Below are 26,388 nucleotides of genomic sequence, written 5' to 3'. Positions count from 1 at the left end.
TCCATCGCGCACCGCCATGACCGAACACGAAAATCCCACCCCGCAGCAACTTGTCGCCAGCCTGCTCGACCTGCTCACCGTCAAGGACCACGGCGGAGACCGCTTCGAAGGTCGCCGCAAGATCGGCGGCGTGGGCCGCGTGTTCGGCGGGCAAGTCATCGGCCAGGCCTTGGCCAGCGCTGAACGCACCGTGCCCGATGACCGCCCGGTCCACTCGCTCCACGCCTATTTCCTGCGCGGCGGCAACGAAGATCACGAGATTGATTTCAAAGTAGAGCGCGATCTCGATGGCGGCTCCTTCTCCAACCGCCGGGTCGTCGCCAGCCAACTGGGCAAGCCGATCCTCAACATGGTCGCTTCGTTCCACAAGCGCGAGGAGGGCCGCTATCACGCTGAATCCATGCCCGAAGTGGCAGGTCCAGACGGACTGTTGAGCGAAAGCGAACTGCGCCACAAGCATGCCGATCGGATGACCGAACAGCAGCGCGCCTACATGCTGCAACCGCGCCCCATCGAACTGCGCCCATTGGAATCGCGGCACTGGATGGGCGGTGGGCCGCAAGAGCCCAAGGCGCACACGTGGTTCCGCTCGGTCGCCGCCCTGCCCGATGATCCGCGCATCCACCGCGCGATCCTTGCCTATGCCAGCGACATGACACTGCTGGGCACATCAACCCTGCCCCACGATATCAGCTGGTCCAAAGGCAACCTGATGGGCGCCAGCCTCGATCACGCCATCTGGTTCCATGATGATTTCCGGGCCGATGAATGGCTGCTCTATGCCTGCGACAGCCCATGGGCAGGCCGTGCGCGCGGGTTCAATCGCGGGCGGATTTACACGCGCGAGGGGCGCTTGGTGGCCAGTGTGGCGCAGGAAGGGCTAATTCGCCCGATCACGCCCAAAAAAGCTGACTGATCAGGGCTTTGCGCAAACTGTCCCGCTGATCCGCGGCTCGGCCACCATCGCAAAAACGACTTTGCCCAGCGATGCCACACCGGGAGTCGCCGCCAAATCTTGCGCCACGGCTTCGAACCGGCGGCAATTGGCAGGATCGGTCGCCCCGCCGCCATAACGGTTGCCCACGCGTGTGGCATAAGCATCGTATGCATGGCCCTGATCACCATAGAATGCGCGCAAGTGGCGGCCTGCTGCGGCAAAGGCGGGGCGATGGGTCTGCCCCATCGCTTCGTAGCCAGCTCTGATATCCACACCGATGGCGCGGCAGCGCAGCGATACGGCCATCATCATCGCTTCGAATTCGTGCAACCGCGCTGCGGCCAGCGTCTGCCCGTCAAGACACCCCTGCGCCTGTGCGCTTTGCACAAAAGGCAGGGAAACCAGCGCAATAGCGGCTGCGAGGCGCTTCATCGGGCAGCCTCGGCCAGATGGCAGGACGTGACCGGCACCGCCATCACCGCATCAAACTGCCGCACCACCGCCGCCTGATGGCTATAGGTCACTGCCGCCACTTGCTGCTGATAGTCACGCGCTTCAGCAGCAAGCGCGTTCATCGGCGTCGGATCGCGTGAAAGCTGGTGGCTATCATAGGCGTCCTGCAACACCTTCATATGCGCAATCGCCGCCGCATTGTTGCCCCGCGCCACTTCCAGCACCGGCTTGTAGCGCGTTTCGTAAAAGGCATTGCGCTGTTCGGCTGAACAGAACGCGGTTGGCAGCGGCAGATCGGCCACCTCTTGCAATGCCGGCCGCAGCGGAAGCGCAAACCCTTGCGCCGCCACAACTTTCGCAGTCCCGGCACCTGCTTCCTGCGATTTCGCCAGTTCGCTCAACAGTGCTGCGTCGCTCAACCCCGGATCGACGCTTTCCGTCTGCATTACAGCAGGTTGCGCCACAGGAGCGGCAGTGCGTTGGGCCGGGCGCAACGCCGCCAGCTTCGCCTTGGCCAGCCCGCTGAACGTTCCCGATGGATATTGCGCCAGATAAGCTTCATAAACTGCCGGATCGTCGCTGCCTGCCACCGATTGCCAGAAGGCCAGTTCGAACGGCGTCCCGACCCCGTTCACACTTTGCGCACATAGCGGAGCGCCTGCCAGAAGCAGGCATGCGACAAACGCGGTTCTTGCCATCAGGCGACCCGGTCCCGAAACCATATCTCTCGTCTCCAACCCCGCGATCCCATGCGCGGGGACTGTCCCGTTGTCGATAAAACACGACGAGTTTGAAGGACGCACAAACAAGTTCAGTTAAGCGGGCAGAAACCCTGTTCTGTTCGGCGTTTGCGCGCCGCTTGGTGCAGATAGGTGTTTCTAGGTGCTTCTAGGTGCACTTCAGGAATGCACCCGTTTCACCCGTTCGGGTGATAGAAATCATAGACCGTCTGCGCCACGGCAGAGCTCACTCCCGGCGCCCGCTGCAAGTCTTCAAGGCTGGCTGCGCGCACTTTTCCGGCAGTGCCAAAGTGCAGCAACAGCGCTCTTTTCCGCGCTGGGCCGATGCCCGGAATCTCGTCCAGGGGACTGGCCGTAATCGCCCGGCTGCGCTTGGCGCGGTGCGCGCCGATGGCAAAGCGGTGAACCTCGTCGCGCATGTTTTGCAGGTGGAACAGCAGCGGTGAATTCACGGGAAGCATCTTTTCGCGCCCATCGGGAAAATGGAACACTTCGCGCCCATCGCGTCCGTGATGCGGGCCCTTGGCGATGGCGATCAGCGGCACGTCCTCGATGCCCAGTTCGCCCAAGGCTTCCTTCACCGCCGACATCTGCCCTTTGCCGCCATCGATCAGCACAAGGTCGGGCCACATCCCGTTTTCCCGGTCAGGATCGTCTTCCTGCGCTTTTCCAAAGCGGCGCGTCATCACTTCGCGCATCATGCCAAAATCGTCGTTGGTCTGCGCGGTCTTGATGTTCCACTTGCGATATTGTGCTTTTACAAAGCCTTCCGGCCCCGCCACAATCATCGCGCCGAGCGCATTGGTGCCCTGAATATGGCTGTTGTCGTAAACCTCGATCCGCTGCGGCACTTCGGAAAGTTCAAGAAATTCAGCGAGATCGCGCATCATACGCGCTTTGGTGCCACTTTCGGCCAGACGCCGGTCGAGCGATTCCACGGCGTTGCGCTGCGCCTGCTCCATCAGCCGCCGCCGGTCCCCTCGCTGGGGCACCGAGACTTCCACCTTGCCGCCCGCACCTTCATACAGCGCTTCGGCCAGAAGTTCGGCTTCCGGCAATTCGCGGTCAACCAGAATCAGCCGCGCCGGGGGCACTTCTTCATAGAACTGCGCAAGAAACGCGGTCATCACCTCGGCCTCGTCCAGTCCTTCGGTGTGGCTGGGAAAGAATGCGCGGTGGCCCCAGTTCTGGCCGCCGCGGATGAAGAAGGCCTGCACCGCCACCTGCCCGCCCTTCACCGCCATGGCAAAGACATCGGCATTGCCCACACCCTCGGCATTGATGGCCTGGCTACCCTGAATGAAGGTGGCGGCGCGCAGACGGTCACGCAGTCTGGCGGCGCGTTCGAAGTCGAGCGCTTCGGCAGCAGCCTGCATCTCCACTTCGATCTCGCGCTGCACCGCTCCTGATTTGCCACCAAGGAAATCCTTGGCCTGCCGCACCAGTTCGCCATAATCTTCTGGGCTGATCCGGTCCACACAGGGGGCCGAACAGCGCTTGATCTGATAGAGCAGACACGGCCGGTCGCGCCGGGACATGAAGCCATCGTTGCAACTGCGCAAGAGGAACAGTTTCTGCAGCGCGTTGATGGTGGTGTTGACGCTGCCCGCGCTGGCAAACGGGCCATAGTAATTGCCCTTCGCCTTGCGCGCACCGCGATGTTTCTGGATGCGCGGGTAGGCGTGATCGCCGCGCAGCAGGATGAACGGAAACGATTTATCATCGCGCAGCAGCACGTTGTAGGGCGGGCGGAAGCGCTTGATCAGTTGCGCTTCCAGCAGCAGCGCCTCGGCTTCCGAATTGGTCGTGATGATCGTCATCGACCGCGTCTGGCTGACCATGCGGCGCAGGCGATTGGGGAGCCGGTCGACTTGCGTGTAATTGGCCACGCGGTTCTTCAGCGCGCGCGCCTTGCCCACATAGAGCACATCGCCCTTGGCGTCCTGCATGCGATAAACGCCGGGCTTGGGCTTGAGCGTATTGACCGTATCGCGGATGACCGAGATGCCCAGTTCAATGTCGGGACGTTCCGATCCGCGCACGGTCGTGGCCGCGCGGTCTTCGTGGAACCGTTCAGTATCGCGATCAGGCGGGGCAGCGGGCTTTCTGGCCATGCTTGGCAAATAGTCGCTCGAACGGCTTAGGCAATGGCGCGAAGGTCTGTGTCCACGGGTGTATCAGGGTTTTCCCGCATGGTCCGTTTCGGTGGTTTTAGGCGGACTGCGGCACAATTGGCGAATGATCGGGCAACCAACAAGAACCTTTGGTACACGCAGCAGCGCCGTTGTGCCCGGACGCCGTGCCGATGCGCGCGTGCGCCTGCACCTGCCCGCGCGGTTAGTCATGCTGTCGGGTACGCAGCAGTGCTTTCTGGAAGACCTGTCGGTGACCGGTGCCGCGATTATTCCGCAAGGCGCGCTGCCGCAACCGGGCGCATCAGCAATCCTGGTTTGCGAACACATCGAAGGCTTCGGCGTGATCCGCTGGGCTCGCCATGGTCGCTGCGGAATCATGTTCGACGAGAAAATGCCGCTGCCTCAGGTCATTACGCTGCGCCACATTGCCGACAGCTATGAAACCACCGAACGCGAACGCAACATGGAGCGCGCGCGGGCGTGGGTTCAAGGGCGATCGAAGATAATGTGATCGACGCGGCAGGCCGCTCAGGCCGTCAGCCGATCCAACGGAAGGCGCGCTCGATCTCGGCCGCAGCATCAGCCCGATAGCATTTGCCATGCGACAGGATAACGCTTGCCGGCTGCCACGCGATCATCTGATCGACTCCGCGACGCAATGCCGCACGATGGTGACGCGCAGCCAAGCGGATCTCTATGGAAGCCCGGCCATTTGGCCCCGTCGCTCCGCCTGCAAACAGCAGAAACCTGACCAGTGGATTGCGCACCCGGCCTGCTTCGAAGTTTTGCATCAGGTCCGTGACGATTAAAGTGCGTGATCCGCGGTGAAAGAACACGGCTTCGGTAAAGTCACCAAGTTCGAACACGTGAAGATCGATTTCCGCGCGCCAGCTTGCCATCAGATGTTCTGAAAGCAACTCGAAAGGCCGCGGCGCAATCTTCGCATCAAGGCCGGGCGCGGCGTAAAGTGCCGCATCGGGAAAGGCCTGCGCCCAATCGGAAAAAGAGCTGTAGTGAAACGCATTTGGCGCGACAACGGCAGCGGCAGGCCCGATCTCTGCCATCTGTGCGGTCACTTCCGGAGTCAAGCACACCGGCGAATGCACCCACAAGCCGCCATCATGCAGCCGAACGACCGTCATACGCGTGGGACATGGAATCGTGGCGCCGCCAAGCGCATAGGCGATTTCGGGGCCATCTACCGTCCAGACATCCTCCCCCCATGCAACAGGCCGCAATTGCGGTTGATAGGGGAGGTATCCAGCAGGCTTCGTCATCCCCGGATCGTCACTGATGGCGGAAGATTTGGCAAAGCCTTATAGTTTGGCGGGCGTGCGGGGAGTGGTCCGAATGGACTAGCGCCCTCACCCACTTTTGAGCTGCTGCTTCCTAGCGTCGGATATGATCTGATCGACCCGCGCCATTGCCTCTTCGTGTGGTATGACGCGGCCAGCTGCCATGTCAGCAAGGTCTCGATGGATGCCTTCAACTATCGGAGTTTCGTGGTTTAAATAGGCTTCCAAAGCTTTGACAGCGAGACTCGATCTTTTGGAGCCTGTCTTCTCCGCAAGAAGATCAAGCTTTCTTTTCAGTTCGGGTGTCACCCTAAACGTTATGGTTGAACTTACTCCCATTTCGCGGTCCTCCGATGCTATCGCAACTTTGCCACGACAGGCAGCAGTTGTCCCTAACTTCACGCTCTAAAATGAAGGTAGAGTTCGAGTCCGATTTACATCTTCAAAACTGCTTGCGGAACTCCACTTCGAACACCGCGCCACGGGGGTCGAGGTAGCCGGGGTTGTAGCGTAGGGGCACGGTCCCGGTATCGTCGGTCACGCGCTGCTGCGCATTGAAAAGGTTGTCGACCGACAGCGAGACGCGCGAGCCTTTGAGGAAAGGCACCTTTTCCACCAGCTTTTCCTTGCGGCCCAGATCGGCAAAGACCCGCAGGTTGAAGGTGGCGAACGGCGCAAAGCGCAGTGTCGTCGATCCCGGCAGGCCACTGGCATCGATGCGCGAACCGCCAGTGTAATTGCCGCTCATGCGCAGGCCGAAGCCACGGTAGAAACCGCCGCCTTCCAGCTCGATCGAATGACGTGCAACGGTGCCATCGAGCGCCTGCCCATCGAGCAGGTTTAGCACTTGCCCGCCCGGCGCGATCTGCACCGATTGCTGGAATTGCACGGTGTGAAAGATCGAAAGGTTCCAACGGCCGCGTCCATCTCCGCCGAAGCCGCCCGGCCCGCCGCGTGGACCACCGCCGCCGCCACCGCCCGCCGGGGGGCCGCCCGCTGCCGCAGGTGGCCTGCCCGCGCCCGGAGGACCGCCAGCAGCGCCCGGTGGTCTGCCACCGGCTGCGCCCATCATCCGCCCCATCGGCCCGCGCTGCGCTGCTGCCGGATCGGGAGTGCCGAAGTTGCCCGAGACATTGAGGCCATAGCGCAAGCGCGAGCCCTTCTCCTCGGCAAAGGTAACCGAGCTTTGATCGACCGAGATGATCCGCCCCTCGGCATCTCGTATCACGCGCCCCGGAAATGACGCTTCCACTTCAGGCGTCAGCAGCGGGAAACCGTTGGTGGTGTTGGTGGACCGGTTGCGGAAGTATTCGGCCACAAAGGTCGAATCCTTGAGGAACGGCAGGGTCCAGTTCAGGCCAAACTTCCAGTCGCGCTGGCTTTCCTTCACGAGGTTCGGATTGCCGCCGGAAATCACCGTGGCCAAGACGGTTTCACCGCGCGTAAAATCGAAGATCGAAACATTTGGCGTCACCGTGGTCGGCCCGCCCAGCGCGGTCAGGCCCGGGGCCTTTTCTGCAGCAACGTAGCTGGCCGTCAGTGTCAGCTTGTCGGTAGGGCCATAAGTCAGCCCGCCGCCCCAGTTCGTCAGCGTGCCGAAGTCTGACAGTTCGTGCAGTTCGGCATTGGCGTTGAGCGACAGATCGCCGAGCCTTGCGCCAAAGCCTTCCTTGCGGCTGGTAATCGGAAGATCGATGCTGAACCCGCCCTGCGCATCGCCACGCTTCAGGTTGATCGTGCCTGTGGTGCTGCGGGTATCGTTGCTTTCGATGCCCGAATAATCGAACCCGGCCTTGACCGTAAGCGACACCTCGCCGCCCGGCAGGCGCAGGGGCCTGCCGGTGAGCGTGGCAAGGCTCGTTACCGTATCCGTCTTTGACAAGGCCCGGTCGGCCACGCCGGGGGTGATCGCGCTGCTGGGCAAGGCACCCGAGGCACTGAGCGAGCCTGCCGCAACCAGCGTCTGCAACCTCGAAAGGTCTGCGCGCCTGTCGATCGTGCTGTTGGTTTCGACATGGCCTGCATCGGCTGTCAGCGCCAGATTCCAACCGCCGAGTGGCTTGTTGAGCGCAGCCCCTGCCTGCAGCGTGGTGGTGCGACGGAGTGTGGTGATCGGTTGCGGTTCCAGCGTAGTGCGCGAAAAGCTGCCTGTGGCGTCAGTCAGGGTGATGGCGTTCAAACCGTTAAGGCTGCGCGAATCATCGCGTTGGACCAGCAGGTTGGCGCTCAACCCTGCGCCTGCGCCCAAAGCGCGGGCCAGCGTGGCGTTCAATTGGGCCGATTTGCTGTCGGCAATCAGCGTGCGGTAATCCGCCGAAAGAGGATCGCCCGATACCAGCGCTCCGGTGGTGGGCTGAAAGATGCCGCGCTCGGCCTCGGTCAGCGGGCTGGCGTCTTCCAGCTTGCCGGTCACGTTGATGCGGTTGCCGCCCGCAATCTTGGTCAGCGTGAATTCCTGTTCCCATTCGCTGAACCCGCCGCTGGCTGGCAGGCGGTACTCGGTCTCGCTGCCAAAGCTGCTGAAGTTGTCTTTCAGGATGAAATTGACCACGCGCTGATCGGGGCGATACCCATATTGCAGCGCCACTTCTTCGGGCAGTACTTCCACGCGGCGGATCGCTTCGGGCGGAATGCCGCGGAGTTCGCGGAAACCTGAAATGCGCATGCCGTTCAGCAGCACCACCGGCATCCCGCCGCCGCGCCCGCGCCCGGAACCCGTCTGTGGGGCCAGCGAGGCCAGCAATTCCTGCAACGATCCAGCACCATAGGATGCAATCGCAGCTTCATCCAGCACGGCAATCGGCGGCTGAGTGGTATCGACCTGCCCCTTTATCCGCGTGGCGATGACGAGGATCTGGCCGGGTTCGCCGATGATCTCCTCCTCGTCCCCGTCCAGCACGCCTTGCGCAGCATCTTCGGTGCCCGAAGTCACATCCTGCGCCATGGCGGGATTGATGATGGTCAGGCAGAAGGCGAGTGTGGCCAGCGATGTCGCTGCAGTCTTGATCACGTTGTCTACCCTTGGATTTTGCGCGCCGTAATCCGGCCCGGTAATTACAACGCTGCTGTTGCCGAAGCGGCTCTGGTGGAACAACGCGCATTTGGTAACAGTTTGTCGCACTGCAACATTAAGGTGCTGGATGGGCAGGCATACCTGAACCAAAGATGGCCTGAAGTCCGGCCCCTCTTCCCTTTTGCGCCAAGCACGGCTAAGGGCGGCACGGAATCCTGAGCGTAAGAACTGCTGATGGCGGTCCGTGCGCGCCTTGAATACACTCTGACATACTCTGATAAAAGGCTGCTGAACCCGCCGATGGCGAAAGAAGAACTCCTCGAAATGCGCGGACAGGTGGTGGAACTCCTCCCCAACGCGATGTTCCGCGTCCGTCTGGAAAACGACCATGAAATCCTCGGCCACACCGCCGGCAAGATGCGCAAGAACCGCATCCGCGTGCTGGTGGGCGATGAAGTGCTGGTCGAACTCACCCCTTATGATCTGACCAAGGGCCGCATCACTTACCGCTTCATGCCCGGTCGCGGCGGTCCCGGCGGCTTTTGATGGCGGGCGACAGTTCGCCCGCATCTCATCTTCCCGAACTGGTTTTGGCATCGGCCAGCCCTCGGCGGCTTGAGCTTCTTGGACGCTTGGGCATTGCCCCGGCCCGCGTCGTCGCCACCGATATCGACGAATCCCCGCTGAAGGCAGAACGGCCGCGTGCCCATGCGGTGCGTCTGGCGGCGGAAAAGGCACGCGCTGCGGCTGCGCTTGCGCCGGGCTGCGTTATCCTGGCAGGCGATACGGTGGTGGGCGCAGGCGCGCGCATCCTGCCCAAGGCCGAAGACGAGGCGACCGCGCGCAAGTACCTCGCCCTGCTCTCGGGCCGCCGTCACCGTGTGTTCTCCGCCATTGCCGTGATCACGCCGGACGGCAGATTGCGCGAGGCGCTTTCAGAAACCATCGTGCGGTTCAAGCGGCTCAGCCCTGAAGAGATGGACGATTACATCGCAGGCGGGCAATGGCACGGCAAGGCCGGTGGCTATGCGATCCAGGGCAGTGCCGAAGGGTTCTGCGATTGGCTTTCAGGCAGCCATTCGGGCGTGGTCGGCCTGCCGCTCTATGAAACGCGCAAGCTTTTGAAGGCTGCGGGCGTGAAGGTGAAATAGCGCATGTCGGCGGAATGGCTTTACGAAGACGGCATTGCCGAAGAGCGCGCGATTCTGGTGGCGAATGGCGCGATTCTTTCGGCCCGCGTCGAATGGGGCGAAGGACTGCGTCCCGGCCTTGTTGCTCAGGTGAAATTGGCCAAACGCCATTCAGGCAGCAAACGCGGCACCGTGCGGTTTGACGATGGCACCGATGCGCTGATCGACCAGTTGCCGCATGAAGCAACTGATGGCGCGCGGTTGATGGTGCGCGTGGTGCGCGCGGCCATTGCCGAAAAGGGCCGCACCAAGCTGCCCGTGGTCCGCCCGGCGCCCGGCGCAACGCCCTGCCCCGCGCCCACCTTGCGCGAGGAGATCGAGGCAAATGGCGCATCCGTGCGCGCCCTGCCCGCCACCAGCCGCGCCTTTGCCACCAATGGCTGGGACGAACTGGTAGAACAGGCGCAGACCGGCGAGATCGCCTTTGCAGGCGGCACCATCATCATCAGCCCCACGCCCGCCATGACTTTGATCGATGTTGACGGCACGCTGCCCCCGCTCAAACTGGCGCTGGCCGCAGTCGATGCCATCGCCGATGCGCTGCACCGCATGGACATCGGCGGCAACATCGGCATCGATTTTCCCACTCTGGCCGACAAGAAGGACCGCCAGCATGTGGACAAGGCGCTGGCCGATGCGCTGATCGATTGGACGGGTGAGCGCACCGGCATGAACGGCTTCGGTTTTGTGCAACTGGTCGCGCGGCTGGAACGCCCCTCGCTCATCGCGCGCTTTGCCCGCCAGCCTGCCGCCGCCGCTGCGCGCATCCTGCTGCGGCAGGCCGAGCGTGTGGCAGAGCCGGGCACGCTGCTGCTGAGCGCCCATCCGCGCGTGCTTGAAGCGCTGAGCCTTACGTGGGAGGCGGAACTTGCGCGCCGAACCGGGCGGGCCATCCGCCGCAAACCCGACGCAGCGCTGGCCCTCACCGGTGGCTTTGCGCAGGCGGTGCCATCGTGAACGGAAATGGCATGAACACACCGGTGATCCGCCGCTGCCCGATCTGCCGCAAACCGCGCGTGGAAGAGCACAAACCCTTCTGCTCCACCCGCTGCCGCGACCGCGATCTGCTGCGCTGGCTGGACGATGGCTACGCCCTGCCGATCAGCCCGACAGAGCCAGACCCGGAAGACTGAAGCGCAACCCTCCCGCCAAAACCCCGCTCCCCCGCGAAGGCGGGGGCCTCGGGCGTGCTACGGAACCGCTGCTTAACCAGCCTGAGGTCCCCGCCTGCGCGGGGACGCAACACGCCATCGCAAAATTTTCGTACCACAGGACTTGCCAACCCCGCCCCGCTTCGCCATAGGCGCGCTTCCCATCGCCTTCCGATCCAGAAGATCGCGGCACGGACGATGCCCGGGTAGCTCAGTTGGTAGAGCAGCGGATTGAAAATCCGCGTGTCGGCGGTTCGAATCCGTCCCCGGGCACCATTGGCCTCTTCGCCAACATCCGCCGAAAACTGACCAGCGTGTCATGAAGCTGAGTTTGCATGCTTCCTTCTGCACTCCTGTTCCAGCCCTTATCGAGGCCGGACTTGCTTGTGGCGAGAGTGGATCCAGATTGTCCTTGCCGCGCCTTTTGACCCGCGCCAAACCGTGGCCATGGTGTCCAAATGAGCGCTGAACTTGCCGGCCTGATGGCGTCAATGCTGGCGCTGGCGCTGTTTGCGGTGCTGTTTGGCGTGGCCGCCGCGATTGAGCGCGGGGCCTTCCGCTGGCGGTCGCAGGCGCGGCTGCGGCATGGGGCCTATACGCTGGCGCTGGGCGTTTATTGTTCCAGCTGGACGTTTTATGGCGCGGTGGGCACTGCGGTCAGCGAGGGGTGGAATTATCTGCCCATCTATCTGGCACCCGCGCTGTTCCTGCTGGCGGCGCCTGCGTTCTTTGCGCGGCTGGCCGAAGAGGTGCAGCGCGAGCGGGCATCGACGATTTCGGATTTCATTGCCGCCCGCTTTGGCCATGATCCGGGCGTGGCGCGGATCATCACGGTGATCGCGCTGTGCGGCACGGTGCCCTATATCGCGCTGCAATTGCGCTCCATCGGGACGGCCATTGCCACATCTTCAGCGCAAAACGTGGCAGTGCCAGTGATGATCGGCAGCGCCGTGGTGCTGGCGCTGTTTGCCATCCTGTTCGGCGCGCGGCGCTATGAGATTGCCGGGCGCAGCGAAGGGCTGGTCTTTTCCATCGCGCTGGAATCGCTGATAAAGCTGGTATCACTTACGCTGGTAGGGCTGGTGGCGGTGGTGGTGCTGACACAGGCCGATACCGCCGCCCTCGCCACCGCCACCCGCGCCATCGGCCGCCAGTTCGCGCCTGATCACGTGACGCTTGAGACGTTCGTGATCGCGCTGATTTCGGCCTTTGCGATCATCGTGTTGCCGCGCCAGTTCTACATGGGGCTGGCCGAGGCGCACTCCTCGCGCGATCTGCCCCGCGCGCGGGTGGGGCTGGCAGTCTACATCCTGGCCATGGCCGGGCTGGTCGTGCCGATTGCGCTGGCCGGGCTGGTGGCGCTGCCTGAGGGCACATCGCCTGATCGGTTCGTGCTGCTGCTGCCGGGCAGCGCAGGCTTCGGCCCCATCGCAGTGGTGGCATTGCTGGGTGGGGTTAGCGCGGGTGCGGCGATGGTGATCGTAGATGCCACGGCGCTGGCCATCATGGTATCCAACGATCTGATCTTCCCGGCGGTGCTGCGGAACGAAAGCGGGGCGCAAGCAGGGGAGCTGGGCCGCCGCATGCTGATCGTTCGGCGCGGCGCGATAGTCGGGATCGTCGGGCTTTCGCTGCTCTGGGCCTTGCTGGTCGATCCCTCGCGCTCTTTGGCATCCATCGGGCTGGTGGCCTTTGCCGCGATGGTGCAGTTCGTGCCGCACCTGCTGCTGGGCCTGTCATCGCCGGGGCACGATCCCCTTGCTGCGCGCGCCAGCCTGCTGATGGGTCTTGCGCTGTGGCTCTATACACTGGCCTTGCCCCCTATCCTCCCGCGCCCGGTACTGATCTGGCTTGAGGGCACCCTGTTCGATCCGGTGCGCCTGCTCGGGATCGGCAGCGCCACCCCGCTGGTGCACGGGGTGGGGTGGAGCCTTGCCGCCAACCTTGCCGTGCTGGCACTGGTGCGCGCCCGCAAAGGGGCAGTGCCGCGCAGTCCGAGGCTGCTTGCAGGTGGGCGCGGAGGCGGCACGCTGGGCGATCTGGCAGCGCTGACCGCCCGCTTTGTGGGCGAGGAACGCGCGGCGCAAGTTTTTCCGCCCGCCCGTCATGCCCAGCCCGTTGATCGTCAAACCGCAGCATTGGCGCGAGAGCTGATCTCGAGCGTGGTGGGCAGTTCATCGGCCCGCGCGCTGGTGGCATCGGCATTGGCAGGCGGTCAGATGACGGTCGACGATGTCACGCGGCTGCTGGATGAAGGGGGCCAATCGCTGGGCTTTTCGCGCCAGTTGCTGGCCGCCACGTTCGAAAACCTGCAATCGGGCGTCAGCGTGATCGATGCCGATCTCAATCTGGTGGCGTGGAACGCGCGCTATGTCGATTTGTTCGGCTATCCGCCCGGGCTGGTGCGGGTGGGCGTGCCGATTGCCGATCTGATCCGCTTCAATGTGCAGCGCGGCAACTTTGCCAGCCCGGTGGAAGCCGAAGTGGACAAGCGGCTCAACCACTTGCGCGCGCGCCGGGCCTATGAATCGGAGCGCGTCCACGCCGATGGCCGCGTGATCAAATCGGTGGGCGGGCCGATGCCGGGCGGCGGTTACCTGACCTCGTTTACCGATATTACCGAAGAAGCGCGCGTCCGGGCGGAGCTGAACCGCACGCTCGAAGGGCTGGAGCAGCGCGTGGCCGCCCGCACCAGTGAACTGAGCGAAGTGAACCAGCGCCTTGCCGCCGCCACGCACGAAAAAACGCGCTTTCTGGCCGCCGCCAGCCACGATCTGCTGCAACCGCTCCATGCCGCGCGGCTGTTCACCTCGGCGCTGGACCGCAATCTGGAGGGGCGCGACAAGCAACTGGCTGGGCGGATCGACCGTTCGATCCTGTCCGCCGAAGCGCTGCTGCGCGCGCTGCTGGATATTTCGAAGCTGGACGCTGGCGGCATTCAGCCCAGTCCTGAACCGGTGATGCTTGCGCCGCTTATCGGTGAACTGGTGGAAACGCTGCGCCCGCTAGCCGAAGAAAAGGGCCTCACCTTGCGCACCGGGCCGTTGCGCGGTGCCGTGCGGACCGATCCCGGCCTTCTCCGCTCCATCGTGCAAAACCTGCTGACCAATGCGCTGCGCTATACCACGCACGGCGGCGTGGTGATCGGCGTGCGGCAGCGCGGGGCCGATCTGCGCATCGATGTGATCGACAGCGGCGTGGGCATTCCGGCGCACCGGCAGCGCGAGATCTTTGGCGAATTCACGCGGCTGGGCGCGGTGGAGGCCGAAGGGCTTGGGCTGGGCCTTGCCATTGTCGAGCGCATCGCGCGGCTGCTTGATGCTCGCATCACCCTTGCCTCACGCGAAGGAAGCGGCAGCCGGTTCAGCGTATCCTTGCCCGCCCAAGCCATGCCCGAAACCCGCGCCGAGGTGCCAATGCCTGTTTCAGATACCGGGCTGGCCCGGCCCGTGCGGGTGCTGGTGGTCGATAACGAACAGGACATCGTCGATGCTTCAGTGGCCATGATTGCAGGCCTTGGTCACCAGGCCATCGGCGTGCGCAGCGGCGAGGAGGCGCTGGGCCATGTGGCCGACGTCGATGTTTTGCTGGCAGACTATCACCTCGATCAGGGCGAGGACGGGTTGCGGTTGATCGATCAGGCGCGGCAGCGCAATCCGGCGCTGGTAATTGCGATGATCAGTGCCGAGGGCGGCCCGGCCTTGCGCAACCGGCTGAGGATGCGGCGTGTGCCCTTGTTCGTAAAACCAGCCGATCCCGCTGCCCTTGCCGCGTTTCTCGCCAGTGCCGCTGTGCCCTCAACCGCGCAAGTCGAGCCCGAGTGAGCGCGCAATAAGCGCTGCCTGCGTGCGGTTCTGCACGTCCAGCTTGCGCATGATCGCGGTCATGTGCGCCTTCACCGTCGCCTCGCTCATGCCAAGATCAAAGGCAATCTGCTTGTTCAGCTTGCCATCCAGTACTTCGAGCAGAACTTTCAGCTGCGTGGGCGTAAGGCCAGCCACTTCGCGGCGCACCTGTTCAACGGGTTCATCGCTGGCAACCGCCGCTGACCGTCCACCTAGCGCCACGCGGATGGCATCTTCGATCCGGGCAAGGTCCACGTCCTTGCGCAAGAAACCAACCGCACCAAACGCGCGCGCTTCTTCGGCCACTTTGGCCCCTTCCGCGCTCGACACCACCAGGATCGGCACATCAGGCCGTTCGGCATGGAGCAGCGCAATACCCGAATAGCCAATGGCACCGGGCATTTTCAGATCGAGCATGATCAGCTTGAGGTCCGGCGCATCGCTGGCTGCGCGCGCTGCAGCCGTCAGCGTTCCGGCCTCGACCACGCGCGCGCCTGGCGCGGCATTGGCCACTGCCAGCGCCAGAGCTTGCCGGAACAATGGATGATCGTCTGCGATCAGGATCGTCTCGCTCACGGCTCTCCCTTTTGGCGACGTTCGTTCATTGGTCGGATGTCGCCCCCCGCCATCCAGCTTATCCATCAGCGCAGGATCGGCAAGCCCCGCGTCCACCGGTGTTTCACCCCAACTTGCGCGAAACCGGAACGACATGGACGTCAGACTTTGGTCGCATATCTCAGACCAATCGCCCGCTGGTTGGACGGCGCGATCTGACAGAACCTGCTTTTCGGAAAGTGCGAAGCCGCACACCGGGAGAGGGATATGTCGGGATCAATCGCAAGGAAACTGTCCTTGCTGCTTGCTGCAACCAGTTTAAGCCTTCCAGCCTTGGCGCTGGCCGCGGCCCCTGCCAGCCGCGAAGCTGAACTGGAAGCACGCCTGCTGCGGCTTGAGGCCGAAATGGCCACGATGAAGGCCGATCTGCAGCAGGCCCGCGCGGAACGGGCTAGCACTCCCGACAATGCGCAAGCCCTCGCCGTGGCCCGCGCCGCAGAAACCAAGGCCGATGCCGCCACGGCAAAGCTTGCGGCGATCGAAGCAACCCCGCAGCCCGATGGCTTCAAAGTTAGTGGCACCACATGGAAGATGGGTGGCTTTGTGAAGGTCGTCGGCAGCGCCACCCGCTTTGGCAATGGCGAGCTGGCGAGCGGATCGCTCGGCAAGGAATTCTTCCTGCCGCAGCAGATCCCGGTCGGCGGCGCGGCCAGCACCGATGTGATCGGCCATGCCCGGCAAACCCGGCTGTTCTTCTCCACCAGCACACCGGTTGCGGGCAAGGCGCTGAAAGGCCACGTCGAGTTTGACTTTGCCCTCGCCGCCGCGCCGCTGGGCGCACAGCGCGCGACCAATGCCTATACCCCCACGTTCCGGCGCGGGTTCATCAGTTATGGCAACCTGTTGATCGGGCAGGAATGGACCACGTTCCAGAACCCGGCACACTTGCCCGAAAGCACCGATTTCGTTGGCCCGATGGACGGTTCTATTTTCGTGCGGCAGATGATGGTGCAATACCGCCAGCCACTGGGCGGCGGGCTGGATCTCTATCTCGCAGCGGAAAACCCGCAGACTGAAACGCTGACCTCAACTTCCGCCGCAATGGTGGATAACGATCAGGACCGTATGCCCGATCTGATCGCCAAGCTGGCGTTCAAGAGCAAAACCGCCGAACTGCACATCGCAGGCCTAGCCCGCAGTGTGTCCGTGCACGGCGCAGGCGCGGGTGACAATGCGTTCGGCTGGGGCGGCACGGTGGGCGGCAAGCTGCTGTTCGGGCCGGACTTGCGCCACGATTTCCGCTTTGTAGCCTCGGCCGGGCGCGGCATCGGGCGGTACTTTACCGTCGGCTTTGCCCCCGATGCCATCTATGACCGCGCCGTGGCCGACCGGCTCAATCTGGTCAGCAATGTCGCAGGGTGGGCCTCAGTCAAGCTGGGCTGGACCGACACACTGCGCTCCACCTTCATGGCGGGCTATCAGCATGCCGATTATCCCGATAGCATCCCGCAACCCGGGCTTGCCAATGTCGAGGCGTGGAGCGTTGCCGCCAACCTGTTCTGGTCGCCGGTGCGCAATCTCGATTTCGGGATCGAATACCGCCATGCCGTGCGCGAAGTTGCCAGCGGACTGGTCGGCACAATGGATCGCGTCGAAATGGCCGCGAAGTACACGTTCTAAAACAAGGGGAGAGGCCCGATGGCAAGTTTTGAAGGCACCGTGCCGATAAAAGAGCCGGTCAAGCACAACGAAAAACTGATCATTACTGCATCGTCGCTCGGCACGGTGTTCGAATGGTACGATTTCTACCTCTACGGTCTGCTGACCGCGATCATCGCGGCCAAGTTCCTGACTGGGCTGAACCCCACCACATCGTTCATCATGGCGCTGCTGGTGTTTGCCGCCGGGTTCATCGTGCGCCCGTTCGGCGCGCTGGTGTTCGGCTCCATTGGTGACATCGTGGGGCGGCGCTATACCTTCATCATAACGCTGCTGGTGATGGGCCTGTCCACCTTCCTCGTCGGCTGCCTGCCCACTTATGAAACCGCAGGCGTTGCGGCCCCCATCATGCTGGTGGTGCTGCGCATGTTTCAGGGCCTTGCCCTTGGCGGCGAATATGGCGGCGCGGCGACTTATGTTGCCGAACACGCGCCACAGAACAAGCGCGGCCTGTACACCAGCTGGATTCAGATCACCGCCACCGCAGGCCTTGCCATGGCGCTGTTGATCGTCATCCTCGTACGCTCGCCGGTGACCGGCGTGGGCGAGGAAGCGTTCAAGGACTGGGGCTGGCGCATTCCCTACCTGCTTTCGGGCCTGTTCCTCGCCATTGGCCTGTGGCTGCGCCTGAAGCTGCATGAATCGCCGGTTTTCCAGAAGATGAAGGACGAAGGCACATCGTCCAAGCGCCCCTTGCGCGAAGCCTTTGGCGAATGGGGCAACGTCAAGATCGTGCTGATCGCGTTCTTCGGCGCCATCGCAGGCCAGGCCGTGGTCTGGTACACCGGACAGCTCTATGCGATGTACTTCCTTGAAAAGATGCTCAAAGTTGACGGCCTCACCGCCAACATGCTGATCATCATCGCGCTGGCGCTTGCCACGCCGTTCTTCCTGTTCTTCGGCTGGCTGTCTGACAAGATCGGCCGCAAGAAGATCATCCTCACCGGCTGCGCACTGGCCGCACTCACCCTGTTCCCCGCGTTCAAGCTGCTGACCGTGGCCGCCAACCCGGCCCTTGCCAGCGCCCTTGCCACCGCGCCGGTCAAGGTGACTGCCGATGCCTCCGAATGTTCATCACAGTTCGATCCGGTGGGCGGCAACAAGTTCGACACGACCAGCTGCGATATCGTGAAAAATGCGCTGGCCAAAGCGGCGGTAAACTACGAAAACGTCGAAGCCCCCGCAGGCACCCTCGCCTCGGTCCAGATCGGCGGCATGACGCTGACTGCGCCTGATCCGGCCACAGTGACCGGTGACGACAAGAAAGCTGCCATCGCCGCCTTCACCAAGCAGGTCACCAGCGATCTTGCCAAAGTCGGCTATCCCGCTGCGGCTGACCCGGACCAGATCAACAAGCCGCTGGTCGTGGCGATCCTGTTCTACCTCGTGCTGCTGGTGACCATGGTCTACGGTCCGATTGCAGCGATGCTGGTCGAACTGTTCCCCAGCCGCATCCGCTATTCCTCGATGAGCTTGCCCTACCACATCGGCAATGGCTGGCTCGGCGGCCTGCTCCCGGCCATCGGCTTTGCCATGGTCGCGGCCAACGGGGATATCTACTACGGCTTCTGGTATCCGGTGATCGTGGCCGCTGCCACTTGCGTGTTCGGCCTGTTCTTCCTGCCCGAAACCTACAAGCGCAGCATCGATTAAAACCAATGACCAAGGCGGCGTGCTCCGGGCCAACCGGGGCCGCCTGCCAAAGTCTGGCTGGCGCAGAAGTGCCTCCCCGCAAACGGCTGCGCCAGCCAATATCAGGAATGGATTAGGGACATGAGCGAAGCCTACAACCGGGCATGGCAAACCAGCATCGCTGACCGAGACGCTTTCTGGGGCGAAGCGGCCAAAGCGATTGACTGGGCCGTGCAGCCCTCAGCCACCTTCAGCGATGCGCAAGGCTGGTTCCCCGGTGGCTCGCTCAACACTTGCGCCAATTGCCTTGACCGCCATGTGGCGGCGGGTCGCGGGGATGCGGTGGCCTTGATCCATGACAGTCCGGTCACCGATACAGTCCGCCGCATCACCTATTCCGAACTTCTCGAAGAGACCGGCCGCGTGGCCGCCATGCTTTCCGCGCTGGGCGTCGGCAAGGGCGACCGCGTGATCCTGTACATGCCGATGATCCCCGAAACCGTCTTTGCCATGCTCGCCTGCGCGCGGCTGGGGGCGATTCATTCGGTGGTGTTCGGCGGCTTTGCCCCGCTCGAACTGGCCAAGCGGATTGACGATGCCACGCCCAAAGTCCTCCTCACCGCCTCGTGCGGCATCGAAGGCACCCGCACGCTTGCCTACAAGCCGATGGTGGATGAGGCGCTGAAGCTTGCCCATCATCAGGTGCAAAGCGTGGTCGTTCATCAGCGCGAGCGCATGCCCGCAAACCTGAACGACACCTACGACCACGATTGGGCGGCCCTGCGCGCCGCCACCGCAAACGACCCAGTGCCTGCCCCGGTGGCGGTCGCATCGGACGATCCGCTCTACATCCTATACACATCGGGCACCACCGGCACCCCCAAAGGCGTCGTGCGCGAAAACGGTGGCCATGCCGTCGCGCTCGCGTGGTCGATGACCAACATCTACGGCATCGGCGCCGGCGACGTGTTCTGGGCGGCCTCGGACGTTGGCTGGGTCGTGGGCCATAGCTACATCGTTTACGCCCCGCTGCTGGTCGGCGCGACGACGGTGCTGTTCGAAGGCAAGCCCGTCGGCACGCCCGATCCCGGCACGTTCTGGCGCGTGATTGCCCGGCATGGCGTGAAGACCTTCTTCACCGCCCCCACCGCGATCCGTGCGATCCGCAAGGAAGACCCGGAGGCCAACTTCCTCGCCGAAATCGGCACAGGCCAATGCCAGGCCGTGTTCCTTGCAGGCGAACGCGCCGATCCTGACACCATCGGCTGGCTTGAGGACAAGTCCGGCCTGCCCGTGATCGATCACTGGTGGCAAACCGAACTCGGCTGGCCCGCCACCGCATCGTGCTTTGCATTGGGCGACGTGCGCCGCAAACGCGGCAGCGCAGGCTTTCCCGTCCCCGGCTATGCCTTTGCCATTCTTGATGAAGCGGGACACCCCCTCCCCGCTGGCCAAAGCGGATCGGTCGCCATTAAGACCCCGCTCGCCCCCGGCGCATTCCGCACCTTGTGGAACAACCATGCCGGATACGCGAAAAACTTCGCCACCTTCGATGGCTACTATGAAACCGGCGATGCAGGCTTTGTTGATGATGAAGGCTTCGTCCACATCATGGGCCGCACCGACGATATCATCAACGTCGCGGGCCACCGCCTCTCCACCGGGCAGATGGAGCAGATCGTTGCGGCCACCGATGGCGTGGCCGAATGCGCAGTGATCGGCGCAGACGATGCGATCAAGGGCATGGTCCCCATCGCCTTCGTCGTGCCCCGCGCAGGCTTCGAAGCCGACGACACGCTGGAAAAGCGCGTTATCGCCGCCGTGCGCGCGGAACTGGGCGCGGTTGCCGCATTGAAGACCGCCTACATCGCCAAGGGCCTGCCCAAGACTCGCTCGGGCAAGATCCTGCGCAACCTGCTGCGCAAGATCGTCAATGGCGAGGAATGGGTGACCCCGCCCACCATCGATGATCCCGCCGTGCCCGAAGCGCTGCACGCACTGGTCCACCATCACGCACCAGTCTGACTGCGAGACTTGCTCCTGCACCGCGTTCTGGCACACTGAACGGTGATGACAGACAGCATGAACATTGCGGCAAACCCGGCACCACGGCGCGTCTGCGTGGCCGGAGCCACCGGCACAATTGGCCGTGCCACGGTAGCCGCCCTGCTGCGAGATGGCCACGCCGTGACCTGCCTTGTCCGTCCCGGATCGGCGGCAAAACACGCCGCTACGCTTGCCGGTACGACAGTGATCGAGGCTAGTCTTGGCCTCGATCTCACCCTTGAGCAGTGCGACGTGGTCATCTCCTGCATCGCCTCACGCACCGGCGTTCCGGCAGACGCATGGGCGGTCGATCACGTCGCCAACCTGCATTTGCTCAACGCCGCAAAGCGCGCAGGCGCAGACCATTTCATCCTGCTTTCGGCCATTTGCGTGCAAAAGCCGCTGTTGGCGTTTCAACATGCCAAGCTGGCGTTCGAAGCCGCCCTCATCGCCTCGGGCCTGCGCTACAGCATCGTGCGCCCCACCGCGTTCTTCAAATCGCTGTCGGGCCAGATCGAGCGCGTGCGCAATGGCCGCCCGTTCCTGATTTTCGGCGATGGCGAATTGACCGCCTGCAAACCGATCAGCGACCGCGATCTTGCGGAATTCATCACTGGCTGCATCACCGACGAAACCCGCTGGAACCGCATCCTGCCCATCGGTGGCCCCGGCGATGCAATCACCCCGCGCCAGCAGGGCGAAGCGCTGTTTGCGATGCTGGGCAAACCACCCCGCTTCCGCTCGGTCCCGCTGGCGCTGCTGGATACCATCGGCGGTGCGCTGGGCCTGTTCGGAAAGATTGTTCCGGGCCTTGCCACCAAGGCTGAACTCGCGCGCATTGGTCGCTATTACGCTAGCGAATCCATGCTCGTGCTTGATCCTGTCACCGGGCAATATGATGCTGCGGCCACGCCTTCGACTGGCGAAGACACGCTGTTCGACCACTACCGCGCCGTAATTGATGGCACCGCCAGCGCCGAACGCGGCGATCACGCCGTGTTCTGAGCTGGCGTCAGCCGAAGCGCCTTACCAGCGCATCGGCTGCAGTACAGACATCCGCCCAGGTTTCCTCAAAGTCCTGCTCGTCGCCGTAATAGGGGTCCATCACCGCGGTCCCCTTGCGCCCGGGCACAAGGTCCATCAGCAGCCGCACTTCAGCAGAATGGCGCGAAGGTTCGATCCGGCGCAGGTCTTTCAGGTTCTGCGGATCAAGCGCAAAGATGTGGCCAAACTTCTGGAAATCCGCCTCGGTAACCTGCCGCGCACGATAGCTGGAAATGTCGATGCCGTTGTTGCGCGCCAGCGCAATCGCGCGCGGATCGGGCGGGCTGCCAGCATGCCAATCCCCGGTTCCGGCAGAATCAATGGTAATCGCCACCCCCGCCGTCACCGCCCGGGCGCGCAGTGCCGCTTCGGCCAGCGGCGAACGGCAGATGTTTCCAAGGCAAACGAACAAAACTGATGGTTGAATCACGGGATCACGAAACCTTTTTGGTCGGACCTTCTGGGCAGATTCGCTCACAGATGGACCCTAATCAGACCAAAAAAGAACATGTTACGTGACACGATGTCCAGTCCTTTAAGGCTGTCCCGCACCTGCCAGTACCCCCACTGCACTTAAGGCTATGAGCAGATTCCCCACCCCGCTCGTCCTGAGCCTGTCGAAGGACGCCAGCCCAGCGCCACATGTTTCGACAAGCTCAGCATGAGCGGGGTTTGGAGAGAGGCGCTCACCTGCACATCATCGCCAAAACCTTGGCCACAATCCCGTCCCGGCTCGGCAGAGTGTGCGTCGCCGCGCGCGCCAGCGGGATGAAACTGTCCTGCGCTGCCATGCGCGCAATCGCCTTATCCGGCACACGCTCAGCCAGAAGCGCCATCAGCGCCTCGTTCTGCCCGCCGGTGATGCGGCATTCGTCCACCACCAACACGCGCGAACACGGCGCAACCGCCGCCAGCATGGCATCCTCGTTCACCGGCCCCAGCCAGCGCAAATCGATCACCCGGACGGTCACACCCTTCTCAGCCAAAAGCTTCTGCGCCTGCAAGGATAGGTAAAACCCGTTGCCATATGTTACCACTGCGAGGTCCGTTCCCTCGCCCGCAATCCCGATTTCGCCAAAGCCAATCGCGCCTTCACCGGGAGGCTGGTAGACACTGGCCCACAGCCCATCGCCCGGCGCATGCAGATCGCGCGTCATGTAGAGCGCAATTGGCTCGACAAACACGACCACACGCTGCTCCTCATGGGCCAGCCGCACGCACTCGCGCAGCATCGCCACCGCATCGCGCCCGTTCGATGGCACGGCCAGCACCACGCCCGGAATATCGCGAAACACGGCCAGCGAATTGTCGTTGTGGAAGTGCCCGCCAAAGCCCTTCTGATAGGGTAGCCCGGCAATCCGCACGACCATGGGATTGGTGAATTGCCCATTGGAAAAGAACGACAATGTCGCCGCCTCCCCCCGGATCTGGTCTTCGGCATTGTGGACATAGGCGAGGAACTGGATTTCCGGCAGCGGCAGCAACCCGTTGTGCGCCGCCCCAATCGCCAGCCCCAGAATGGCCTGCTCATCGAGCAAGGTGTTGATCACTCGCGCCGACCCAAACCGCGCATGCAGCTTTTGCGTGGCGGCATAGACCCCGCCCTTCGGCCCCACATCTTCGCCACACACCACGGCGCTCGGATATTGTAACAGCAGATCGGCCAGCGCCCAGCTGATCAGCTTGGCCATATGCTGCGGCTTATCCATCGCGCCCGCATCGTCGGCAAACAGCGTCGCGCGGTCCTCCGCCGAAGCCAATGAACGCTCCACACCATCGCGCCGGGGCGGAACGATGCTCGCCATTACCGCCGTCGCATCGGGCAGCTTGGGCCGCGCAATGGCCTGCTCCACCTGCTGTTCCAGCGTGGCCTCGATCCCGTCGTAGACCGCGCGCACCTCCGCCGCCGTCATCACCCCTTCCTCGATCAGCAGCGCCGCACTCGCCAGCAAAGGATCGCGCGCTTCCTCGGCGCGCACCTCGTCTTTCGAACGATAGGCCAGCTGCACGTCGTTCCCCGCATGGCCGTAAAGCCGCACCGTCTGCATGTGCAGGAACACCGGCTTGCGCTCGCGCCGTGCCACCTCCTCGGCGCGTCTGACAGCCGCATAAGTGTCAATCAGGTCGCACCCGTCACAGGCGATATAGGTCAGCCCGGCGCGCGTGGAAAAGTTCGCCGCGATCCAGCCTGGCGGCGTGCGCGTGGAAATGCCGATGCCATTGTCCTCGCACAGGAAAATGATCGGCATGGGCGTGCCCTGAAACGCCGCCCAGCACGCGGTGTTGATTGCCCCCAGCGCGGTCGAATGGTTCGCGCTCGCATCGCCAAAGCTGCACAGCACCACGCCATCCTTGGCCAGTACCGTGTCGCTCCACCCCATCCGTCGCGCAATGCCAATGGAAAACGCGGTGCCCACCGCCTTTGGCAGATGGCTGGCAATGGTCGATGTCTGCGGCGGAATGAACAGGCGTTTCGATCCCAGCACTTTGTGCCGCCCGCCCGAAATCGGATCGTCCATGCTGGCCGTAAAGCTCAGCAGCATGTCCCATGCCGGATTTTCGCCCGGAACGCGGTGTGCGCGGTGGATTTGGAACGCGGCATCGCGATAATGCAGAAACGCCATGTCATCGGTGCGCAGCACTTCGGCCAGCACCGCATTGCCCTCATGCCCCGATGACCCGATGGTATAGAACCCCTCACCCCGCGCCTGCAGCTTGCGGCTCATCCGGTCCAGTTGGCGCGACAAAGCTTGCGAGCGGAACAACGCTGCGGCCCTGTCCGCAGCCAACCCTACGTCCTTTAGTCCGAGGTTCGATCTGCGCCGCACCGTCCCGCTCTCTAGCGCCTCCAGGAATTGCCGGTGGACCTGTTCGGCGGCATCAAGCGACATGGCAGATGGTTTCCTTCGTAACGAATGCCTATCCTAAGCGCAGCCCGCCCGGAAAGGAAACCCCCGCGCGATGGTGGCCTGAAGCATGCCCGGGGCAGCCCACCCCACCGCAATTGCACTTTGGCCCATGTTGGCCTATGGGCGAGAAGAACGCCCCGGCGCTTGCGATGGATTCGCCTCCACCGCTGCCGGGGTTTTGTAATTCCGGCCGGGACTTAACGCCCGGCGCCGCGCAGGAAACACGATGATGTCTCGTCGCCGCCAGATCTACGAAGGCAAGGCCAAGATCCTTTACGAAGGTCCCGAACCGGGCACGATCATCCAGTATTTCAAGGATGATGCCACCGCGTTCAACGCGCAAAAGCGTGGCACGATCAATGGCAAGGGCGTGATCAACAACCGCATCAGCGAGTATGTGTTCACCCGCCTTGCTCACATCGGCATCCCCACCCACTTCATCCGCCGCCTGAACATGCGGGAACAGCTGGTGCGGCAGGCCGAAATCATCCCGATCGAAGTGGTCGTGCGCAATATCGCCGCAGGTTCCATCTCCAAGCGCCTCGGCATCGAAGAGGGTGAGCCGCTGCCGCACACCCTGATCGAGTATTACTACAAGGACGATGCGCTGGGCGATCCGCTGATCGCTGAAGAGCACATTGCCTGCTTCGGCTGGGCCAGCAACGAGGAAATGCAAGACATTTCCAGCATGGCCATCCGCGTGAACGATTTCCTCTGCGGCATGTTCGCAGCGATCAACATCAGCCTGGTGGACTTCAAGCTTGAATTCGGCCGCATCTGGGACGGTGATTACAGCCGCGTGATCCTCGCCGACGAAATCAGCCCCGACGGCTGCCGCCTGTGGGACATGACCACCGGCGAAAAGCTCGACAAGGACCGCTTCCGCCGCGATCTGGGCGGCGAAGAAGAAGCCTATCAGGAAGTCGCGCGGCGTCTGGGCCTGCTGGAAAACGATGGCGGCCCAAGCGAAGTGTTCGACCTTGGCGCGCATCGGAAGTTGCGCGGGAAGAAGTAAGGTTTTGGCCTTGCGCGAAATACAAAGCCCCCTTCGGCAACGGAGGGGGTTTTTGTTTGTGCCTCTGTCACCCACCCCGCGCATCCTGAGCTTGTCGAAGGATGCCCGCACCACGCCGCATGCTTCGACAGGCTTAGCATGAGCGAAATATGTACGGGCAAACTTCCCCCAATTCCGCTCATCCTGAGCTTGTCGAAGGACGCCAGCCCACCTTACGTTTTATCAACTCCCTGCTTGTTGCGCGCCAAAAGGCTAACTCGCGCCCAATCGCCCGCGATCAGAGCTTCCTTCTTGGCCCTGCTCCAACCCTTGATCTTGCGCTCGGCGGCAAAGGCCTCATCGCGGGTCGGGAGAGTTTCGCACCATACCAGCGTGACTGGTCGCCGGGTGGAAGTGTAACCTTCGAATGCACCGGACTGATGCTGTGCAAACCGCATTTCGAGGTCATCGGTATGGCCAGCATAGTATGACCCGTCACGGCAGCGCAGCAAGTAAGCGTAGAAGGCCATGACAAAAGTCTAGCGTGAGAACACATCCTTCGACAGGCTCAGGATGAGCGGATTTGGTGGGATCGGTCGGTTTTCCAAATCGAGGTTGGCAGCTGTTGTGATTTCCTGGATCTCCCCACCCCGCTCGTCCTGAGCTTGTCGAAGGACGCTGGCACTACCCATACCCGAACGCCCCATTGCACCCCCGCCCCCAACCGGGC

Annotated in this window: 22 protein-coding genes and 1 tRNA gene; 13 read left to right on the top strand and 10 right to left on the bottom strand. The window is 63.0% G+C overall.

Annotated features, from left to right (window positions below):
• Positions 1-16: 16 nt before the first annotated feature.
• Positions 17-916, top strand: coding sequence for an acyl-CoA thioesterase (locus AC2A1F_RS02115; RefSeq protein WP_484207121.1), 900 nt, complete (start codon positions 17-19; stop codon positions 914-916).
• On the opposite strand, the gene AC2A1F_RS02110 is transcribed toward AC2A1F_RS02115, so the two are convergent.
• The 3 genes from AC2A1F_RS02110 to uvrC form a co-directional block, all read right to left on the bottom strand.
• On the bottom strand, positions 917-1,369 hold the full coding sequence (locus AC2A1F_RS02110; RefSeq protein WP_484207120.1) for a hypothetical protein: 453 nt from the start codon (positions 1,367-1,369) through the stop codon (positions 917-919).
• The gene (locus AC2A1F_RS02105; protein WP_484207119.1) at positions 1,366-2,088 is read right to left on the bottom strand and encodes a hypothetical protein; all 723 of its coding nucleotides are present in this window, start codon (positions 2,086-2,088) and stop codon (positions 1,366-1,368) included. Before AC2A1F_RS02105 ends, AC2A1F_RS02110 begins: the two co-directional genes overlap by 4 nt.
• Positions 2,089-2,306: 218 nt before the next feature.
• Positions 2,307-4,244 carry an excinuclease ABC subunit UvrC gene (gene uvrC / locus AC2A1F_RS02100; RefSeq protein ID WP_484207118.1) on the bottom strand — a complete coding sequence of 646 codons (1,938 nt, stop codon included), beginning with the start codon at positions 4,242-4,244 and terminating at the stop codon, positions 2,307-2,309.
• A gap of 172 nt (positions 4,245-4,416) precedes the next feature.
• Between uvrC and AC2A1F_RS02095 the strand changes: the two genes are divergently transcribed.
• Positions 4,417-4,776: a PilZ domain-containing protein gene (locus AC2A1F_RS02095; RefSeq protein WP_484207117.1), complete on the top strand. Its 360-nt coding sequence runs from the start codon at positions 4,417-4,419 to the stop codon at positions 4,774-4,776.
• A 25-nt stretch (positions 4,777-4,801) separates the two neighbouring features.
• Here AC2A1F_RS02095 and AC2A1F_RS02090 read toward each other — a convergent pair whose 3' ends face one another.
• From AC2A1F_RS02090 to AC2A1F_RS02080, 3 genes are all read right to left on the bottom strand, one after another.
• Positions 4,802-5,542 carry a DUF4336 domain-containing protein gene (locus tag AC2A1F_RS02090; protein WP_484207116.1) on the bottom strand — a complete coding sequence of 247 codons (741 nt, stop codon included), beginning with the start codon at positions 5,540-5,542 and terminating at the stop codon, positions 4,802-4,804.
• A gap of 87 nt (positions 5,543-5,629) precedes the next feature.
• Positions 5,630-5,899: a CopG family ribbon-helix-helix protein gene (locus AC2A1F_RS02085; RefSeq protein WP_484207115.1), complete on the bottom strand. Its 270-nt coding sequence runs from the start codon at positions 5,897-5,899 to the stop codon at positions 5,630-5,632.
• Positions 5,900-6,002: 103 nt separating this feature from the next.
• Positions 6,003-8,570, bottom strand: coding sequence for a TonB-dependent receptor (locus AC2A1F_RS02080; protein ID WP_484207114.1), 2,568 nt, complete (start codon positions 8,568-8,570; stop codon positions 6,003-6,005).
• Between the two features lie 303 nt (positions 8,571-8,873).
• On the opposite strand from AC2A1F_RS02080, the gene infA reads away from it, so the two are divergent.
• The 6 genes from infA to AC2A1F_RS02050 all read left to right on the top strand — a co-directional run bounded on the left by infA (position 8,874) and on the right by AC2A1F_RS02050 (position 14,738).
• The gene (gene infA / locus AC2A1F_RS02075; protein WP_039338683.1) at positions 8,874-9,119 is read left to right on the top strand and encodes a translation initiation factor IF-1; all 246 of its coding nucleotides are present in this window, start codon (positions 8,874-8,876) and stop codon (positions 9,117-9,119) included.
• Positions 9,119-9,724 carry a Maf family protein gene (locus AC2A1F_RS02070; RefSeq protein WP_484207113.1) on the top strand — a complete coding sequence of 202 codons (606 nt, stop codon included), beginning with the start codon at positions 9,119-9,121 and terminating at the stop codon, positions 9,722-9,724. The genes infA and AC2A1F_RS02070 overlap by 1 nt, the downstream gene beginning before the upstream one ends.
• A 3-nt stretch (positions 9,725-9,727) precedes the next feature.
• Complete coding sequence (locus tag AC2A1F_RS02065; protein WP_484207112.1) at positions 9,728-10,720, top strand: ribonuclease E/G; 993 nt, start codon at positions 9,728-9,730, stop codon at positions 10,718-10,720.
• Positions 10,721-10,731: 11 nt separating this feature from the next.
• A complete protein-coding gene (gene yacG / locus AC2A1F_RS02060; protein ID WP_484207111.1) occupies positions 10,732-10,896 on the top strand; it encodes a DNA gyrase inhibitor YacG in 165 nt (54 codons plus the stop codon).
• Positions 10,897-11,114: 218 nt separating this feature from the next.
• A tRNA-Phe gene (locus AC2A1F_RS02055) sits at positions 11,115-11,190 on the top strand.
• Between the two features lie 182 nt (positions 11,191-11,372).
• The gene (locus AC2A1F_RS02050; protein WP_484207110.1) at positions 11,373-14,738 is read left to right on the top strand and encodes a PAS-domain containing protein; all 3,366 of its coding nucleotides are present in this window, start codon (positions 11,373-11,375) and stop codon (positions 14,736-14,738) included.
• Here the strand turns inward: AC2A1F_RS02050 and AC2A1F_RS02045 are convergent.
• Positions 14,712-15,335, bottom strand: a complete 624-nt coding sequence (locus AC2A1F_RS02045; RefSeq protein ID WP_484208147.1) for a response regulator transcription factor — start codon at positions 15,333-15,335, stop codon at positions 14,712-14,714. The two genes, AC2A1F_RS02050 and AC2A1F_RS02045, sit on opposite strands and share 27 nt — an antisense overlap.
• Before the next feature lie 276 nt (positions 15,336-15,611).
• Between AC2A1F_RS02045 and AC2A1F_RS02040 the strand changes: the two genes are divergently transcribed.
• The 4 genes from AC2A1F_RS02040 to AC2A1F_RS02025 all read left to right on the top strand — a co-directional run bounded on the left by AC2A1F_RS02040 (position 15,612) and on the right by AC2A1F_RS02025 (position 21,716).
• Positions 15,612-16,994 (top strand): DcaP family trimeric outer membrane transporter, encoded by a 1,383-nt coding sequence (locus AC2A1F_RS02040; RefSeq protein WP_484207109.1) that lies wholly within the window; start codon positions 15,612-15,614, stop codon positions 16,992-16,994.
• Positions 16,995-17,012: 18 nt separating this feature from the next.
• Positions 17,013-18,686, top strand: coding sequence for an MFS transporter (locus AC2A1F_RS02035; protein WP_484207108.1), 1,674 nt, complete (start codon positions 17,013-17,015; stop codon positions 18,684-18,686).
• Positions 18,687-18,806: 120 nt separating this feature from the next.
• A complete protein-coding gene (locus AC2A1F_RS02030) occupies positions 18,807-20,690 on the top strand; it encodes an AMP-binding protein (RefSeq protein WP_484207107.1) in 1,884 nt (627 codons plus the stop codon).
• Between the two features lie 45 nt (positions 20,691-20,735).
• A complete protein-coding gene (locus AC2A1F_RS02025; protein WP_484207106.1) occupies positions 20,736-21,716 on the top strand; it encodes an NAD(P)H-binding protein in 981 nt (326 codons plus the stop codon).
• A gap of 7 nt (positions 21,717-21,723) precedes the next feature.
• Here the strand turns inward: AC2A1F_RS02025 and AC2A1F_RS02020 are convergent, their stop codons facing one another.
• Both AC2A1F_RS02020 and AC2A1F_RS02015 read right to left on the bottom strand, forming a co-directional pair.
• Positions 21,724-22,185, bottom strand: a complete 462-nt coding sequence (locus AC2A1F_RS02020; RefSeq protein ID WP_484207105.1) for a low molecular weight protein-tyrosine-phosphatase — start codon at positions 22,183-22,185, stop codon at positions 21,724-21,726.
• 256 nt (positions 22,186-22,441) lie between these two features.
• Positions 22,442-24,646 carry a dehydrogenase E1 component subunit alpha/beta gene (locus AC2A1F_RS02015; RefSeq protein WP_484207104.1) on the bottom strand — a complete coding sequence of 735 codons (2,205 nt, stop codon included), beginning with the start codon at positions 24,644-24,646 and terminating at the stop codon, positions 22,442-22,444.
• Positions 24,647-24,893: 247 nt separating this feature from the next.
• Between AC2A1F_RS02015 and purC the strand changes: the two genes are divergently transcribed.
• Positions 24,894-25,679, top strand: a complete 786-nt coding sequence (gene purC, locus AC2A1F_RS02010; protein ID WP_292629959.1) for a phosphoribosylaminoimidazolesuccinocarboxamide synthase — start codon at positions 24,894-24,896, stop codon at positions 25,677-25,679.
• A 212-nt stretch (positions 25,680-25,891) separates the two neighbouring features.
• Here purC and AC2A1F_RS02005 read toward each other — a convergent pair whose 3' ends face one another.
• Positions 25,892-26,188 carry a GIY-YIG nuclease family protein gene (locus AC2A1F_RS02005; protein WP_484207103.1) on the bottom strand — a complete coding sequence of 99 codons (297 nt, stop codon included), beginning with the start codon at positions 26,186-26,188 and terminating at the stop codon, positions 25,892-25,894.
• Between the last annotated feature and the right edge of the window lie 200 nt (positions 26,189-26,388).

The organism is Novosphingobium sp. HNCC26BN242, assembly GCF_057180525.1.
Note: the sequence above shows the minus strand (reverse complement) of the source record. Positions and strands in the feature narration are given on the sequence as shown.